Here is a 17,943-nt window from a genome sequence, read left to right as displayed (position 1 = left end):
TCTGCTGTTTTTGTTCACGTATTGCTGGTGTCGCGCTCGGCGTATGCCCTGCTGATGATGGTACCGGTCTCATTTTTTGTGCCATCAAGCCCCCGAGGCCGGAGGCTGTCTCTTCAAAATCCGATCAGTGGAGTTCGCGGCTGGCTATGCCCGAGCCAAAAACCTGCGAGGAGAAAAAAGCGGCGGCACCCCACCGCACAGAGTGCCGCCGTAGCGCCCAACCGGGGAGGAACCCATCGATGCTATCCGTTGGACGGATATGACGAGAGCCGGCTGCGGACATGAATCCCCCTCGCGCGCCCATCGTGTTTATGCGACGGGCACGATTTTTCTTCCTCAATCAGAAGCTAGATCCGGACCGTCATTCATCCGCCTGCGGCCCAGGCCACAGGCAAGCCTCCACCCTCACCCGGCAGCGCAATGCGCCCGATGGGTTTGCCGCTAGAGACGAACTAAGGCTGGTCAGCCTCCCCAAAATTCTTTTTTATGTTCTCGCATCCAAGACACCTGACGCCCCCAAAACCCGACAAACTTTTTTTGAGGCATGTGCGAGCTGTGGCGCCCCTACAACAGCCTAGCGATGCAGCGCGGGATATAATAAAGAGCAGGATAGTCGCCGGGGGGCCTGACAGCTTTTTCCGGCACATGTTTCAGAGGCTCGTTAGAAGCCTCGGCAGGGACGACCGCTCAATATGCCGCAGTACGATGTAGCCATCTCACATCTCCAGCCTGCCCCACCGATCGAGGGCGCGATTTTTTTTACTGATACCGGTACAAAATTGCCCGGGCATGGCGGGCAACACTGGTCCGACGCGTCATGAGTGAGTTGTGGAAGCGTGCCGCATGGATCGAGGAAAATTTGCTGCCGCATGAACCGCGTATACGCGCCTGGTTGTCGCGGTACCGCATCGCAGAGCTGGATATCGACGACGTTATTCAGGAGATGTATGCGAAATTCGGGGCCATGGAGGACGTTTCCGCCATTCGCACCCCGCTGCATTATGCCAAAACCGTCGCGCATTCGATCGTTATGAACCACATCCGCCGCCCGCGGATCGTGTCTGTCACCGCGAATGGCGATTTGGACGCGCTGGGCACCCCTTCAGCCGCGGCCGACCCCGAAGAAGCCATAGTTCTGCGCCAAGAAGTTCAGGCAGTGGCGCAGGTTCTGGCTGAACTTCCAGAGCGCACGCGCGAAGTTCTTTGGCTGAGACGGGTGGAGGGACTGACGGAGCAGGAGACGGCACAACGCCTGGCCATCTCTGATCGCACCGTCGAACGCCATCTTGCCCGCGCCATCCTGCATTTGATGGCGCGGTTCGGCCGGAAAGCGCAAGCCGCACCAGCCGAGGACGTTGGCAATATTGCGTATTTTGGTGGAGCCCATGAGCGCAGCTAGCAGCGAAATCGACCGGCAAGCGGCCGAATGGGCAGCGAAGTCCGATCATGGACAAGTGCCCGCCGCGGATGAACTGGCTTTCCGGCGCTGGCTGGCGGCCGATGCGCGCCATAAGGGCGCTTTCATGAAAGCGCTGGCAGTCCAGATTCACCTCGAGAAAATGGGTAAAGCGCATCCCGAACTGGCGCCCGCCGTCACCGCCAGACCAAAAAGCGCAACGCGTTTTGTCATGATCGGCGCTATCGCGGCGAGCCTCATTGTGGCGATGTACGCCGGGCTCTTCCGCCTCAGCCTGGAAAACCATCACTATTCCACGACACTCGGGCATATGGAGGTCGTGGCGCTGTCGGATGGCTCTGCCATGACGTTGAATTCGGGCAGCAAGGCGGAGATTCAATACGCCCTGCTCTCCCGAGACGTGACCCTCGCCAAGGGTGAAGCTTTATTCGACGTCGCCAAAAACAAGCTTCGTCCCTTCCGGGTCGCAGCGCGAAATGCCCATGTGCGCGCAGTCGGCACCAGCTTCTCCGTCAAGAATGTTGCAGGTTCGCCCATTGAAGTGCTGGTTCGCGAAGGTGTCGTGGCGATTGAAACCCACGATTCAAGCGGCAATCACACGTTGCAAGCTCCGGCCAACCGCAAGGTGATCATCACTGATAACGGCGCAGTCACAATGACTTCCGCTTCCACGGCCGAAGTCACCAACGCCCTGGCTTGGCGCGAGGGCTATATTTTTCTTTCGCGCCGAACCCTGGCCGAAGCCGCAGCCGAATTTTCACGCTATAGCCCAATCACGATCACCATGGCGGATCCAGCCGTTTCAAACCGCGTGGTGAGCGGCCTTTTCAAGGCAAACGACCCGGTGGGATTTGCCAAGGCCACCGCAGAGGCGTTCCACCTCTCCTTCGATCAGAAAGGCAATACAGTCTTGCTCTCCGCCCAAAGGAATAAAGCAGACAAATAATTCTCAGTCCAGTATGTAGAGTAAAGGGCTGGAAATTCCGGGGCACAGAATGCGAAGACTGCCCACATTCGTTGCGGGGGCATACGTTGCGTTGGGCGGCGCACAAGCCGCGCAGGCAGCGGATTTGCGCGTCTTCGACATTCCCGAACAGCCCGCAGAACAAGGCATCGCGGCCTTTGCATTGCAGGCGGGCCGCCAAATCCTCGCACCGGGAGAGGATATCTACACCCTTAAGACGCGTGCGGTGCATGGGCGCTTCGACATTCAAGCTGGCTTACGAGAGCTCTTGAGAGACACCCCCCTGACGGTGCTGTCCGACAACGGCAAAGTGATTGTCATTGTTTCGAACAAAGCAAATGCAGCGTCCCCCGATGCCACCTCCGCCATTGCGGACGCGGCACACCCGGAAACCGTGATCGTCACCGGCTTCCGCGCCAGCCTCGCCAATGCCGCCGCGCAAAAAAAGATAGCGATCAGCTTTACCGATTCCATATTCGCCGAGGATATAGGCAAGTTTCCCGATACCAATATCGCTGAATCCATAAACCGCATTCCGGGCATATTGCTGAAACGCGATGCCGATGGCGAAGGCGTGCAAGTCGCCATCCGGGGCCTATCGACCAATTACACGAGAATTCTCCTGAACAACGCGCCAATCATGGTGGCGGGCGGAGGCATCATCGATTCCAGCAACTCCAACCGGGAAGTGGATCTGAATGTTTTTCCGGGCGAATTTTTCTCTGAAATCACGGTGACCAAAACCGCACGCGCGGAAATATTGGAAGGTGGAGCCGCCGGCACAATCAATCTGAAAACGCGGCGGCCATTCGACAATCCCGGCGCGCATATGAGCTATTCGCTGCAAGGCAACTCCAACACCCTCTCCAACGGGATGGGCGGCAGTGGCGCCTTCATCGCGAGCGATACATTCAACACCAATTCGGTGTTGGGTTCGGTTGGCCTTCTTATCGGGATCGCCGCACGAAGGTCCTATCAGTATACGAATGGATGGGAAGACGGTAACGCAGGCTGGGTAACGCCGGCCATCAACAACGCAACCCTTTGCGGCGCAACGAGCGGCTGCGATCTTGTTGGCAGCAAGGTGAGCATCGGCGGTGATGCCATGGCCATCGCTCCGACCATTCCAAGCAACGTAGCCTTGCAAAACTTGCCGGCTGGGACGACCGTCAATGCCGCGATGCTGAAGGCGCTCAATCCCGGTCTCGATATCACGCAGATCAGCAACATGCTTCTGCCACGCCTGCCCCGCAGCATGTATGAACGCGGATCGCGCGATCGCTACAACGCAGGTTCCAGCCTGGAGATACGCCCATCGGAAAAACTGAACGCCTATCTCGACATCTTTGCGAGCCGCCAGTTCCGCCGTCTTGACCGTTCCGATCTCGGCCTTGGCGTGCGGGCGGGAGCCGGCGCCCAGCCGATGATCCCCACGGCGAGCACGCTTTACAGCAACGGCGTGGTGCGTACGACGACGCTTTATAATGCGCAGTTTGGCCTGGAGGCACGCGATTATAACGAGCGCTTCGATTTTCTCAGCCTCAATCCAGGCATCATTTGGCGGCCGGATGACCGCATGATGATCGCATTGCAAGCAAGCGCCAGCCGCAGCCATTACTTCCGGGAAACGCCCAACGTCTATCTGGTCACCTGCCCCTCCAGCGGCGTGCCTGGCGGCCTACCTGGATGCGCTGCGCCCATAGGCGGGGTTACTGCCCATTTTGACAATACGAGGACAATCCCCTCGATCACGACCAATATAGATCTCGATAACCCGGCTAATTTCCAGTGGTATGGCGGCCGTGCGGAGCTCTTGCTCGACCGGCGATATACAAGCACGTACGGAGCACATCTGGACGCGGCCTATCGCAACGACCTCCTTATTCTCAAGCTCGGCGCGGCTTATGACGTTGCGTATCGCAGCATTGTCGGCATCGACAGAACGGATACATGGCAGAGCAATATCTGCCAGAACGGCAATAATAGCGCTTGTTCGGGACGATCGCTGTCGCTGATCCCGCAGGCAGAGCTGGCAAGCTATCTTTATCCGGGCCCGAGCGGCTTTGTCTCTCTGGATTACGCCCGTTTCCAGCGCGCCTCAAAATATGAGGAGCAGAAAAATATTGGCTTCAACAACGTCTATGGCCTTTGCGTCGACCAGCCGAAAGGTTTCGGGTTTTCCACCGGCACAGCAGCGGGCGCAACATCTGGATGTTTTGAAGAACGCAGCACAGGACTATATGGCCAGGTTGATGGCAACTTCGAGCTGGCGCGGCGCACACTGAGTTATAATCTCGGCTTGCGTTGGAGCCAAACCCGGCAGGAAATCCGCTCGCCAACGAAATTGACCAATGGCGATTACACCTTCCCCAACACGGTGCGGACCTATCAGGCCTATCTGCCGAGCATGAATCTCGTTTATGAGCTCGACAAGAATGCGATGGTGCGCGCGAGCTGGTCACGAACCATGACCCGTGCCAACGTCGCCCAAATGATCCAAACCGTGAATTTCAGCGATTTCACCGCGCAATCGCTCACCCTGGGCAATCCGCGTCTGACGCCCTATTTCTCGAACAACATCGATATTGGTGTCGAGACCTATACCGGTCTTGAGGGATATTTCAGCCTGGCACTCTTCCGCAAAGACATCAGCGGCTTTTCCGTCGCCCAAATCGTATCGCGGCCATTTTCATATCTCTCACAATTTGGCATCACCTGGAGCAGCCTGACCTCCTTGCAGCAATCCGCGCTCGCGGCTCGCGCCGGATGCACATCGGACGATGATTGCGCGGCCGTTGTGAATGTCACCCAACAAATCAACGCGCCGGGCATAGAGACAATCAAAGGTCTGGAAATCACCTATGTTCAGCCGCTGGATGGCGTTCTTTCCAGTCTGTCGGGTTTCGGCTTCACCGGAAATGCCACGGTCACAGGACAGTCCAGCTCAGGCTCTGCTGCCGTGCATGCCACAGACGTAGCGCCCTACAGCCTCAATCTCACGGGGTATTACGAAAGAAACGGCCTGATGGCACGCCTCTCCTATACCTTCCGAGCGCGCTCCTATGGCACAAGCTCCAATGTGAATAGCGTTTGTTTGCCGACGACCCAAGCGGCAGCAAGCGGATGCCCAGAGGGGGCATATCTCTTCAGCGCGGCCTATGGGCAGGCGGACTTCTCATCCAGCCTGCGCCTATCGCGGTTTTTGGGAGAAATCCCCAGTGACCCCGAAATCACTTTCAACGTTCAAAACCTGTTCCACGCCAAGCAATTTAGCTATTTCCAATATAGCAATGCCACCAGCCGGTATTACCGCACCGGCCAGACCATCAGCTTTGGACTGCATGGCGCGTTCTAAACGCTCTACCAGCGCGCGGCCCTTTCGACACAGCACCACATCATCCTACTTTTCGGGCAGAGGGATAAGTCCCACCTCGCTGGAGTTGTAGAAGATCACCGCAACGGCACCCGGGATAACCGCGATACCGCGTGGCCCCTTTTCCGGGAAGAGCAGCGTCTTCCTGTCCACGAAAGCCTCGTTATAGGAAAGATCCCCCGTTCCCTTCCAAAACACGACCTTACCAGAGGCGCGCGCCGCCGCGATCAGATCGAGCTTCTTGTCGTGATCGAGATCAGCCAGGAATACATCGCGAATTTCATCCGCCGTCGTTTCACCGATCTTTGGCGTGTCAAGGCGGAACGATCCCGCGTTCGTGAAGCGATCCAGCCCGTTCTTCAGCAGAACCACATTGTCACTGACACTGCGATTTCCCACAACGATGTCGGGCCTGCCGTCGCCATCCAAATCCGCGGCCTTCAGATGATAGGGAATGCGGCCCATCGCCTGCGAACGCCGCCAAGGCGAGAAGTTGCCTTTCCCATCGCCCTTCCACACCTCAATCAGATTGCTCTCATACATTGAGAATGCCAGATCCAACTCGCCATCACCGTCAAAATCTGCAACGGCGATGTCGCGCGGCCCGGCCAATAAAAGGTCATATGGCGGCGCCTGACGCGGAAAGCGTATCTGACGGAACTTCCTGCCGCCCTCATTCAGAAGAACCACAAAGAAATTGGACTGATAGGAGGCGGCGACAATATCAGGCCTGCCATCGTGGTTGAAATCGGCAATGGCCACAGAGGTCAGGCCCGGCGTAGGATAGCGCGGCTCGCCATCATCCATCAGCGGATAATCGTTGACGAAATGTCCGCCTTCTATCGAAATATAGGCGGCCGGTTCGAAAACCTTCTTGCGATCCTTAGCCCCGTAAAGAATGGCGATATCGCGCCCATCATTGGACTGGTAATTCGGCACGACCACATCCGGAATACCGTCGCCATCGAGGTCAGCCGTCGCCGAATGGTACGGGCCAAAGCCAACCGTGAAATCCATCCGCTTCCACGGCGTACCCTTTTTGGCGCCCGGATTGAGATAAACCGTGAGCTGATCATTCGCCGGACGCTTAAGCTTGGGCGACAACAGCTCTCCCCGGCACGGGATAATCAAATCAGGATAACCATCCCCATTCACATCCGCAGATGAGATCTGATAGGGGCCGGTGCAGGTCGGAAGGAACGTGGTCTCGCGCGTTGATTTATCCGTATCCCAGCTATGCCAATCGAAAGCATATGCCGGATGCGCCAGCAACACCGCGATTATCCACAAACAATGCCTAGGCCGCATACAAATCTCCCAAAAAAGGGCGCCCCAAAGCGCCCCTTCCCCATCTCAGAACTTGAAGCGGACCCCAGCGCGGAACGACCGGCCGATCAGATCATAGTAGTAATTGCTAACACCGCGCTGCGCACTGCCGATCGATATGCCATTGGCCACCTGCGCGGGCACCTCATTGGTAATATCATCGACATTCAGGAACATCTGCACAGGCTCAGACACTTCATAGGCAAAAGAGGTGTCAATCGCGAAGGTGCCATCGATGGAGTTGTTATCGATGGTGCGATGCGCCGCCGTGGAAGCCGGGCAATTCGCCGAGCATTCCACATAGGAGGGATCCAGAACCCCGGCGCTGACGCCCCGGCCGGTGAGCGATAGAGTCACCGGTCCTGACGCATAGGTCAAACGCGCCGAGTAGAGCCAGTGGGGAACACCGCCGCTATTCACCCCCAATGAGGAGGTCACGCCGCTGATACCGTCATCCGTCACGGATTTCAGATAGTGGGTGACAAGCGCGCGCAGCGAGACCTGCCCCTCCCCGAGTTCGGGAGAAATATCGCTGACGGCGATCTGGTAATTCGCTTCGAAATCGAGACCGCGCGCCAGGCGCTTGGCGAGATTGATGGGGCGCAGATAAACCTGGGTCATCTGCCCCGAACCGTCGCGCACGATATTGCCGCAAAGCGCCTGGTTACCAAGATAGCACTGGTTCACCGTGGTGGACGCACTCAATGTGGAGATCGCCCCGCGAATATCGATATCCCAATAATCCGCCGAGGCCGAAAAGCCGGGCAGGAATTGCGGCGACAGCACAGCACCGATATCGAAAGTATCGGCCTTCTCAGGGGAAATGGTGGGATTGCCTGTGGTGAGCTGCAACACGGTGTAGGATTTGTTCCCAAGGAAGGGATCAGACAGCGTTGTTGTGGCGGCGGCACCCGGCGTATAAAGCTCCGAGAGATTTGCCGCACGGATGTCGCGCGATTTGGTCAGCCGGAACTTTACGTCCTCAAACGGCGCGTAAGTCGTACCGACCTTCCATGTCGTGACATATCCCGACGTACTATAATTGGTCGCCCGCACCGCGGCATTCAAATCCCAAGACTTCGACAGGAATCCATCCTGCAGGAGCGGCACGAGCACTTCCATGAAGCCCTCGGTGACGTCATAGGAGCCCGTGATCGGCTTATAGTTGCCCGCCCAGTAGCCATTGGTGAGCGACAAGGGATCAGAACGCCCGCCCTCGCTTTCGCGGCGATATTCGACACCGGCAGCCACCGCCACAGGTCCAGCCCAGGTCGAGATAGGTTCGCCCCGCACCGTGCCCGACACAACGCTTTGCGTGATGTGGGCGTTGATGTTGCTGTTCCCCATGACATAATTCAGTGCAGTTTGCGAAGCGACGCCGGTGCCGAGAATGTTCAGCGGCACACAGCCATCGCCCGGCGTGGCCAGGCTGGAGCGGCAGACGATCGCGCCATTGGGGCCTATTACCGCGTCGATCGCCTTGGCATAATTGGCTTTAATCGGCTCCAGGCTTGCATCATAGAATTCGCTGACATTGCGATTGCCATAAATGTCCCAGCTCCATTCCGAGCCGAGAATTTGAAGCACGCCCTTCGCGCCGACCACATAGCGGTACAGCGTATGGTCTGTCTGCGATTGCAGCGGCCCCATATCGGCATTCCACGACCCAACCGTCAAAGAGTTCAGGCCAAGCTGGCTCATGCTTGCCGAAACAGAAGCGGGCAAGAAGGCGTTATCGCGCTGAATGGTCAGGCCGCCGAAGCTGAAATACGGCGTCCCAGATATTTTGCTGTGGGCATGCGAAAAGGTGAACTCGCCATAGAGCTCCAGGCCATTGGTGACATCGTAGGAAACACGGCCATAGGCGCTTTGATGAGTGATCTCTGGATCGAGATCCTGCGGGTCTTTGCCGAAATCGGTATATTTCCAGTCACCGCCGACCATGAATGGGTCGGAGACCAAGGATCCATAATTAAGCTGCGCGGGAGCACCATTGGCACCGAAATATAACCCGCGCATCGGCCCAGAAGTGACAATCGCGCCTGGAGCAATGGTGGTGTAGCCGACATTCTGGCGAACCAAAATCTGCGGTTGCCCATTGGTGGCGGTATAGGCCGGATTATAAAGCTGCTTGGAACCACGATACCAGGAGCGCGGCAAGCCCGTGAGCCCGCCATTATACCACGTTTCCGCGCTCAGAAGGACATGGCCGCGACCGCCCGCAAAGCTAGTGCCAGCAGACAGCGACGCCTTGAAAGTTGGATCATCTCCATAGGTCGTTGCCCCGCCCAACACCTCACCTTTCAAGCCGGTGAAGTTCTTATCGATGACAAAATTGACTACACCAGCGATAGCGTCCGAACCCCAGGCCGCTGAAGCGCCGCCGGTTACAACATCCACGCGTTTGATCAAGCCGGACGGGATAGTGTTGATGTCGATCCAGCCCGAAAGCGTTGCTGCCGGAAGACGTTGCCCATCCAAGAGAACCAGGGTTCGCGTCTGGCCAAGACCGCGCAAATTCAGCGCGCTGATGCCCGCGATGCCGCCGGAAATATTGCTGGCTGTGTTGCGCGGATTGCTGGTCGCCGCAAGGGCGGGCAAAAGGCCGATCTGATCGGCGATATTCACCGCCGCTTTGAGCTCAATGTCTTCCGCACCCAACACCGTCAGCGGCGTGGGCGAGTTGGCGGCATCAGAGATCACGCGCGAGGCCGTGATCGTCACTGTTTCTATTTCAGCGGCATTCGCGGCACTTCCGCTGCGAGCCTCTTTAGCCTCCGCAAGCTTCAGGACCACGGTCTGGTCATCATTGGAGGCAACTCGCAAACCCGTGCCCCTCACAAGATGGGCAAGCGCATCGTGCAGCTCCATCGTGCCGGTGACCGCAGGAGTCGCAACACCGTCAAGCTTGTCTGCGGGAGATACGATCTGGATTCCCGCCTGACGGGCGAATTCCGGGATGGATTTTATCGCGCTTTGCGCGGGCACATCATAAGTACGTGTTTGCGCCGACGCGCCACTCGCCATCAGCAGAGCCATGGCGGAACAGCCCACCAAAAGCTGAAACATTCTGAATTGCGACATTGAGCCCCCTCATCAAAGACAGCACCATCCCGTGCAACAGTGAGACGGTTGAGCTTCGAGATGCCCCCGGCATGTCATAAACGTTTTACAAGGTGACGACAGGATCGCCCTGGCTCAGCGCCGCAAAGGCTTGACCAGATGAATGGCGTCACCTCGCATTTCGACTTCAAGGTCGAGCGCGATAGCGACAGCATTTGCGAAGCGCACCGGATCATTGGAGATAAAAAGTCCGGTAATGCGATGATCCGCCTGCTGAGGGTCATCGACGATAATGGGCGTGTCGTTGTACCGCGCGAATTCGCTGATCGCATCCTTAAGCGATATGCCCTCAAACGCGATCCGGCCTGCACGCCAAGCAAGCCCGCGTTCAACATCTCCGGTCGGAAGGACTTTCTTGGAGATTGCCGCATTTGGAAGCGCCACGGCCTGCATATTGGCGGCAAGGCGGGCGGGAACAGGCATATCTTTGAGCCGAACTTCCACAACGCCCTCGCGCACCAAGACCTGCACCGGCCTTCCCGGCAGATCCTGAACCGTAAAGCTGGTACCGACGGCCCGTACTTGGGTGTCGCGTGCATGCACGATGAACGGGCGCTTCCTATCCTTGGCGACATCGAACAGCGCTTCGCCGCGATAGAGCATGATGTTGCGCTCGCCCTTTTTGAAGCGCACCCCGATCTTGGTATCGGTGTTCAAGGTCAGGACGGAACCGTCCTCCAAAATCGCCACATGGGTTTCTCCAACCCGTGTCGTGTAAAGCCGCTCGCCCATAATCCATGAAGCTACTGGCGGATAAAGCGCGATAGACGCCGCCGCCGCGATGCTGGCCCCGCAGCTCCAAAGCAATTTGCGCCGATCTAAGCGTGGCGAAGGAGCTTGCAACAGATCCTTCTCGCCCAGTACGCAAGCCCGCTCGCTGAACAGCGCCAGCCCGCGTGCCTTTCCGAAAGCCCCCAAATGGCGTGGATCCGCCTTGAGCCACGCCTGAAGCGCAGCATCATCCTCTGGCGACAACGCGCCCGTGTCCAGCTTGGCGGCCCAATCCGCAGCGAGATCGTCAATTTTCTGCCGTGTCTGTCTTATCATGTCTCGCGCGCAACGGCTTGCCCCTGTCGTTAGACGTTTGAGGATGCCCAACCCCTCCCTGTGTGAAAAAATTCGTCAAATGCCGGATCCCCGCGGACATGCGCTTTTCTACCGTCTTCTTGCTGATGCCGAGACGGCGCGCAATCTCGCGGTGATCAAGCCCATGCACGCGGCGCAGTACAAACACCAGCCGGACCTTATTCGGCATAGACGCTATGGCGCTGCTTAACTCGCGCAGCTCGTCTCGGTCCGCTAATTGCCGTTCGGGTGACGCCCCCGGGGATTCCACCTCCAGGAGGTCTATATCGCCTGCCACCCGGATCGGCACCACCCGAGAGCGACGGATATGATCTACCAAAATCGAATGGGCTACCTGGAATATGTATGCCTTGGGATCGCGCACATCGGCCACATTCTCCAAGGACAGCAGCTTGGCATAGGCCTCCTGGACGATATCGTCGATCTCAAAAGCGATGACGCGGCGAGTCTTGAGCCAGGAGCGAAGCGCTGGCTCATGCGGTAGCACAACGCGCGCCAGCCATAGCGCTCTCTCGTCAAAATCCCGGCTCATGCCCCCAGCTAGTACAGTGCAATGCCAATTGGCAAGCAGCGCGATGCAATTTCCTGCCCGAATAATCGCTGTATGAATTTTTTGCGACGCTCGGCGGGTATGTGACGCCATTAGCCGTCTAGTACAACACGCCTCGCCAAAGCAGCCGCCTATCGAGGCTTGTAGTGCGACCGCGTTACTGCGCGGCCAAGCCATCTGTTTGGACATCAAACAGTCTTCGATACTGCCCCGCCCGCGCCATAAGCTCCAAATGAGACCCCATCTCGACGACGCGGCCATTATCGAATACCAAAATCCTGTCGGCCACCTTCAAGGTGGAAAGGCGATGCGCAATGAACAATGTGGTACGGCCGCGCATGATCGTTTCGAGCGCCTGCTGTAATAATGCTTCGGAAACACTGTCGAGGCTCGAGGTTGCTTCATCAAAAACCAGAATGCGGGCATCGGATAGAACCGCGCGGGCAATGGCTACACGCTGGCGCTCGCCACCAGAAATTTTGGCGCCCCGTTCGCCCACTTGGGTTTCATAGCCTTCCGGCAAATGCGCGATAAAGTCATGCGCCCGCGCCTGTTTGGCCGCTGCGATAATCTCCTCACGCGTGGCATTCACACGGGCATAGGCGATGTTTTCGGCAAGGCTGCGGTGAAAGAGGACCGGCTCCTGCGGCACCAAAGAGATCGCACGCCGCAAACTCTCCTGCGTTACCGAGGCAATGTCCTGTCCGTCGATAGAAATGCGCCCCTCCTGCACGTCATAAAGGCGCTGCAGCAGCTTGACGAAGGTGCTTTTGCCACTGCCCGACGCCCCCACCAGCCCGACCAGCTCGCCTGGCGCAATGTCGATGGAGAAATTCTCGTAGATATCCTTCTCGCCGGCGGCATAGCGAAAGCGCACATTCTCGAAGCGGATTGCCCCAGCCTTGGTGATCAGCGGCCGCGCGCTGGGAATATCACACACCTCCACCGGCAGCATGGCAATGGCGGCTACGTCGCTCATCTCATTGACGGATTTTTGCAAATTGCGGAAATGAGTTGCCATCTCGCGCAAATAGCCCTGGATCAAGGTGAAGGTCGCAAGCACATAGGCGACATCGCCCGTAGATGCTTTGCCGTTCAGCCAAAGCCAGACTGCGAACACGGCCATACCCGTCTGCAACAACGCCGTCATGGTGGTTTGCGTCGAACCGGCAATCAAGCTGCGGTTCCAGGTGTTGAAAGTCAACTTACGAAAGACAGCCGCGGTTTCTGCCAGCCTTTCCTCCTCCCGCGCTTCACCAGCGAATGCTTTCACCGCAGCGCTGCAGCTAATGGCATCGGTGAGAACCGCACCAATGCGTGAGTCGGCGGCATTGGCCTTGCGCGCTGCAGGCACAATGAAGCGCAACACAAAGGCCGCCGATACGCTCACAAAAATGACAATACCCGCGGCCACCAATCCACCCATCAGCGGCCAGCGGCAAACCATCAGAATGGTCACAGAGACCAGCATCACAAAAGCGGGAAAGAATCCAAGCAATACCGTGTCGGCCAAAAGATCATACGCCCAAACCCCGCGCGTGATCTTGCGCACGGTGGAACCCGCAAAATTGGAATTGTGCCAGCTTGTCGAAAATTTCTGTACCCGCGCGAAGGCTCCCTCGATGATCCACGGCATGATTCTGGTCGAAGAATGATTGAGAAGATAAAGCGCGAGATAGCGAAAAGTGACCAGGATCATCGCGAGCACGAAGATCATCAAGATGGCGTGAAAGGCCGCATCCTTCCCGCGAAGACCCAACTGCAGAGCATCGATCAGATGGCCCGCATAAACCGGTACAAAGGCATCGCATACCGTCGCAAGCAGCATCGACAGCATCATCGAAGGGATCAGGATCGGCTGGCGCTTCCACTGATGCAGACAGAAGCTGAAAACGCGTCGGAACATGTCGACTGAGAATGAGCCGTCGACTTCGATTTTTGCCATGGCAGTGACGCTGTTCTAAGGGGCAAGACACCCGGGCCCCAAAGCCCGGGAGTCGCGCGGTGTTGCGGGATCAGTAATTGACTGAAGCGGAAATACCGAGGGTGCGCGGACGCATCGTATAGCCGCCAGGCACATAATTGTTGGATGGCCTCTGCACGATCTTATATGTGTCGAGCAGGTTCTGGCCGTAAAGCGCAACTTCCCAATTACCGATATCCGTGCCCAAGCGCGCGCTGATGGTGCTGTAGACAGGACGTTTGAAATCGGCATTCTTGGCATTGAAGGTGCCGTGGCTTTCACCAGTCGCCTGCCAGCTTGCCCTGAGGAAGCTCTCACTGCCTTCGAATATCTTGCGACGGTATTCCGCCCAGAGATTAAGCGACCAACGCGGCGCGCCAGGCACCTGGTCACCATTCTTCACACCGAGACCCGCCACATCCTCTGTAAATGTCGCATGGGTATAGTTGCCAGAGATGCCCGCCGATAGTGCATCACTGATCTGCGCCATGGCTTCAAGCTCAACACCGTAGCTGCGCGCATTGGCGATATTACCCGTGAAATCGAAGCCGCAGGTATTAAGCGGCACATCGATCTGCATGTGTTTCCATTCGATGTCATAGAGCGCGGTGTTGAGTGACAGGCGGCCGCCCAGGAATGTACCTTTGCTGCCCACTTCGTAGTTCCACAGCTCATCAGGATCATAGGTCTTGGGCGCGGCACTTAAGCCATAGCTCGCCAAATCCTTGGCGCAAAAGCCAGAGGGAACATTTGGATTATTGCCGCCGAGGCGATAGCCCTTCCCCGCCGAGGCATAGACCGTGAGGTTTGACTGGACGTCATAGCTCAGCGAGAACTTCGGCGTGAGAGCGTGGAAATTTGCCACCTTCAATGCGGGCTTGCTGCCACCCGCGAAGAAGCCGCTCGAAGTGCCATAGCCGGTCGAGCGGGCGTAAAGATAACGCAACCCCGCGGTGAATTTCAGACCGGGCGTGAAATAATAGGAGCCCTCGCCAAAAGCCGCATATTCATAATCCTTGGTCTGGTTGTCGAACTGGTAGAAAAGATCGTTCGGAATATCATCCCCCAGAAGATCCTTCGAGGTCATGCCATAGACCTTGGCGACCGTGGTATTGAAGTCGGTGATATATTGGGACGACTTGCCGTATTTATTGCCCTCTGAATAGTAGAGGCCGGCAATCCAGGTGACGGGCAGCGCCGCGCTAGGATCGTGAGGCTGTGAGACCAGACGCACCTCTTGGGTGAATTGGCGCGTGGTAATCGCGTTATAGACCGGCCCGGGCAACGCACCAAGCTGGGCGCCATCGAGCTTGCCATCCAGCCCCTTGACCCCCATGTTGTCAACATAACCGCCGATATATTCGCTGTTAAAATACGTGCCGTCAGTCACGCGTGGGAAATGGCGATAGGCATAGCTCGTCACCGAGACAAGATCGGCCCAATCAAAGTGATATTCCGCTTTCAGGCTCGGGATGGCTAGCGTATCGGCGCCGCTCTCCTTCACCAGCTTGTCCGTTTTGTAGGGAGCCTGGTTCAGGGAAATCAGGCCGGTATCGCCGATCGCCGTGCGCTGGTAGAAAATCGACGGCGTGATGGAAATCCGCTCGGTCGGCTTCCAAAGGATGGAAGCCTTCACAACCTTCTCTTCATCGCTATTGATGTCGTTGCGCAGGGTATGACCACTGGAGTCGACGTGATCGACATAGCCGCTGTTATGGGTAATGGCGACGCCAATACGCAAGCCAAGCTGTCCATCGATTAATGGGACATTGACAACGCCTTTGGCGCTGAAATTCGCACCGCCATGCTCAGTCCCGGAGACATCAGCAGAAGCGGACCCGCCATAGCTGTAAAGATCCACCGGGTTTGAAACGAAGTGAATAGTCCCGCCCATGGCACTGGCGCCGTAAAGCGTGCCTTGCGGGCCGCGTAACACTTCCACCTGCGCAAGATCAAAGAGCTGCGGCTCAGATTGGCCGGAATAGAACGCCTGATTTCGAATAGTGATCGGCGTATCGTCCAGGTAGATAGCGACAGTCGAAGTGCCCACGTCGGAAGAGATGCCGCGAATTTCGAGATTGGAGAGCCCCGGCGCACCTAAGCTTGTGAAAGACAGATTTGGAATGGCTGAAGCGAGATCAGCATAGGTCGCGATATGCTGGTTCTCAAGCTGCATGCCGCCCAAAACACTGACGCTCTGCGCCACTTCCTGAAGGGTTTCAGTGCGCTTTTGCCCAGTTACCGTCACCGTTTCCAGAATAGTCGTCGTGCCGCCGGCATTCTCGGCGGCTACGGCGCCCCCTGTCAGAACGACCGCAGCACAACACAATAACAAAGACTCTTTCAATTTATGCACTGCGGACATTACCAGTCTCCTTAATCAAAGAGGCTAACTTCCCCACTGTTGTAGACGCTAACAAAATGAGCCAAGCTGAAGCATCTTTGCGTTTGAAAACGAAATTGCCCGCGCCGCGAAGTTTCGATGACAGCCATGGCTTCGAAAACACCGTGGACGCCAAAAAAGCAGGCACAAAAGCCCGCATCGGCTTTCGATTGAGCAGAGGCTGCACAAGGCTTCATCTTTACCAATGCTCCAGATGTTTTCGCGCAATCGATAAAAGGCGTTTCTTTCCGAAACTCGCATCATGCCCGGCATGCACGAGCCGGATGGGTAATTCTATCAGGCGACGCATCGTGATGGCGTAGGCGCTTAAATCACTGTCGCTCAGTTCGTAGAGGAGCGGCCCGTCGTAGATGGCATCGCCCGAAAAGAGGGTGCCGGTGGCTTCCTCAAACAACCCGATGCTGTCTTGCGTGTGACCGGGCAAATGCAGCACCGAGAACTGACGGTCTCCGAGATCGATTATGTCGCCTTCATTTAAAAGGCGCGTGGGTGGCGCCGGATAAAGCGGCAAGTTGCGGATATCAAAGCTCTCATGCGGCACAGCGGAAAGGAGCGCGCGCGGAATGCGATACCCGGCCCGCCTCAGCATCTCGACTGCACGCGCGGGCCAGTCCTCGCGAAGAAGACTGCGGGATTCATTAGCATTGGATAGAATCGCACAAGCCGCCGCATGCGCGGCACGCTCGGAAAACTCATATAGAGAGCCGATGTGATCGCCATGCGCATGGGTGGCGATTACCAGCGGCGCCCTCGAAAAGAGCTCTGGGAACGCCGCCATAAGGCTCACGATTCCCATGCCCGTATCAATCAGGAGATCGCGATCCCGGCCACGCAGATGCCAGATATTGCAGCGCAGGACGCGCGCAACATACGGCTCGCGGATCAGCGTCAGCCCATCGCCAAGCGGCTTTTCTACAAACCACTCTTTAGCGATGGGCAGCTTAAGCGCCATCGTTAAAGGACCGCTATGGTTCAAGCAGCTTTCGAGGCCTTTATCGCCTTGAACGCCTCGAGGATTTCTGCGGCTTTGCGGCGAGCGCCGGCCTGCAGATATTCCATTGCCCGCAGCGAGGCGTCATGGGCTTCCTGGCTCGAACCGCCGACGCAATCCTCGACCACACGGCAGTAGTAATCGCCCTGGTGACCATCGACAAAGGTGTAGTGCACGCAGACGTCGGTAAGGCCGCCAGTGAGAATCAAGGTCTGCGCCTTCAGGCCCTTGAGCAGGATTTCAAGATCGGTGCCGTAAAAGGCCGAATAGCGCCGCTTAGGAATGTGATAATCACCCGGGCGATAGCCTATTTCCATGGAGATCGCTGTCGAAGGCAGATTTTCAACGCAGTGCACATCCTCATCGCCATCAAGCTCTCGCCCGAAATCAACGCCATCTGGACGATGCACTTCTTGGATGAATACAACCGGAACTCCCGCATCACGCGCAGCGTCAACCAGCTCTCTGGCGCGCGCCATGCGCTGCTTGCGCTCTTCCAGCGTGCCGACATGCGGAACGCCGCCTTCCACGCCAGGCACATATCCGCCGCTGCCGCCATTCCCCTGAAAGTCGACCATGACCAGCACGGGTTGTCCGACAATCATCGGTTGCTTGGCGATATCCTGCTTCATCTTCATTTCTAGACGCCATCCTTCGTTCAAATGTTCGAGCCGGTTTTGGAGTCAGGCATCGACGAGGCACTCACTCTGGCAGTCGTCATACGGACCCAAATTGGCGGACCCTGT

11 protein-coding genes are annotated in these 17,943 nt (G+C 57.2%); 3 read left to right on the top strand and 8 right to left on the bottom strand.

Features of this window, described 5'->3' with window-relative positions; translation table 11 throughout:
* Positions 1-817: 817 nt before the first annotated feature.
* The 3 genes from FHS83_RS14255 to FHS83_RS14245 are packed head-to-tail and all read left to right on the top strand — an operon-like array spanning position 818 to position 5,736.
* Positions 818-1,399 carry a sigma-70 family RNA polymerase sigma factor gene (locus FHS83_RS14255; protein WP_167083606.1) on the top strand — a complete coding sequence of 194 codons (582 nt, stop codon included), beginning with the start codon at positions 818-820 and terminating at the stop codon, positions 1,397-1,399.
* The gene (locus FHS83_RS14250) at positions 1,386-2,363 is read left to right on the top strand and encodes a FecR family protein (protein ID WP_167083605.1); all 978 of its coding nucleotides are present in this window, start codon (positions 1,386-1,388) and stop codon (positions 2,361-2,363) included. The genes FHS83_RS14255 and FHS83_RS14250 overlap by 14 nt, the downstream gene beginning before the upstream one ends.
* Positions 2,364-2,412: 49 nt before the next feature.
* On the top strand, positions 2,413-5,736 hold the full coding sequence (locus tag FHS83_RS14245; RefSeq protein WP_167083604.1) for a TonB-dependent receptor: 3,324 nt from the start codon (positions 2,413-2,415) through the stop codon (positions 5,734-5,736).
* 45 nt (positions 5,737-5,781) lie between these two features.
* On the opposite strand, the gene FHS83_RS14240 is transcribed toward FHS83_RS14245, so the two are convergent.
* The 8 genes from FHS83_RS14240 to FHS83_RS14205 form a co-directional block, all read right to left on the bottom strand.
* Positions 5,782-7,062, bottom strand: coding sequence for an FG-GAP repeat domain-containing protein (locus tag FHS83_RS14240; protein WP_167083603.1), 1,281 nt, complete (start codon positions 7,060-7,062; stop codon positions 5,782-5,784).
* A gap of 45 nt (positions 7,063-7,107) precedes the next feature.
* The gene (locus FHS83_RS14235) at positions 7,108-10,164 is read right to left on the bottom strand and encodes a TonB-dependent receptor (RefSeq protein WP_167083602.1); all 3,057 of its coding nucleotides are present in this window, start codon (positions 10,162-10,164) and stop codon (positions 7,108-7,110) included.
* A gap of 114 nt (positions 10,165-10,278) precedes the next feature.
* Complete coding sequence (locus tag FHS83_RS14230) at positions 10,279-11,250, bottom strand: FecR family protein (protein ID WP_167083601.1); 972 nt, start codon at positions 11,248-11,250, stop codon at positions 10,279-10,281.
* Positions 11,222-11,821: an RNA polymerase sigma factor gene (locus FHS83_RS14225; protein WP_167083600.1), complete on the bottom strand. Its 600-nt coding sequence runs from the start codon at positions 11,819-11,821 to the stop codon at positions 11,222-11,224. Before FHS83_RS14225 ends, FHS83_RS14230 begins: the two co-directional genes overlap by 29 nt.
* A gap of 175 nt (positions 11,822-11,996) precedes the next feature.
* Complete coding sequence (locus FHS83_RS14220; RefSeq protein ID WP_167083599.1) at positions 11,997-13,784, bottom strand: ABC transporter ATP-binding protein; 1,788 nt, start codon at positions 13,782-13,784, stop codon at positions 11,997-11,999.
* Between the two features lie 70 nt (positions 13,785-13,854).
* Positions 13,855-16,167 (bottom strand): TonB-dependent receptor, encoded by a 2,313-nt coding sequence (locus FHS83_RS14215; protein ID WP_167083598.1) that lies wholly within the window; start codon positions 16,165-16,167, stop codon positions 13,855-13,857.
* A 217-nt stretch (positions 16,168-16,384) separates the two neighbouring features.
* Complete coding sequence (locus tag FHS83_RS14210; protein WP_167083597.1) at positions 16,385-17,158, bottom strand: MBL fold metallo-hydrolase; 774 nt, start codon at positions 17,156-17,158, stop codon at positions 16,385-16,387.
* Between the two features lie 20 nt (positions 17,159-17,178).
* Complete coding sequence (locus tag FHS83_RS14205; RefSeq protein WP_208414788.1) at positions 17,179-17,835, bottom strand: cysteine hydrolase family protein; 657 nt, start codon at positions 17,833-17,835, stop codon at positions 17,179-17,181.
* Positions 17,836-17,943 lie beyond the last annotated feature (108 nt).

The sequence above is a fragment of the Rhizomicrobium palustre genome, from assembly GCF_011761565.1.
GTDB lineage: Bacteria > Pseudomonadota > Alphaproteobacteria > Micropepsales > Micropepsaceae > Rhizomicrobium > Rhizomicrobium palustre.
This window is presented reverse-complemented; position numbering and strand designations above follow the sequence as displayed.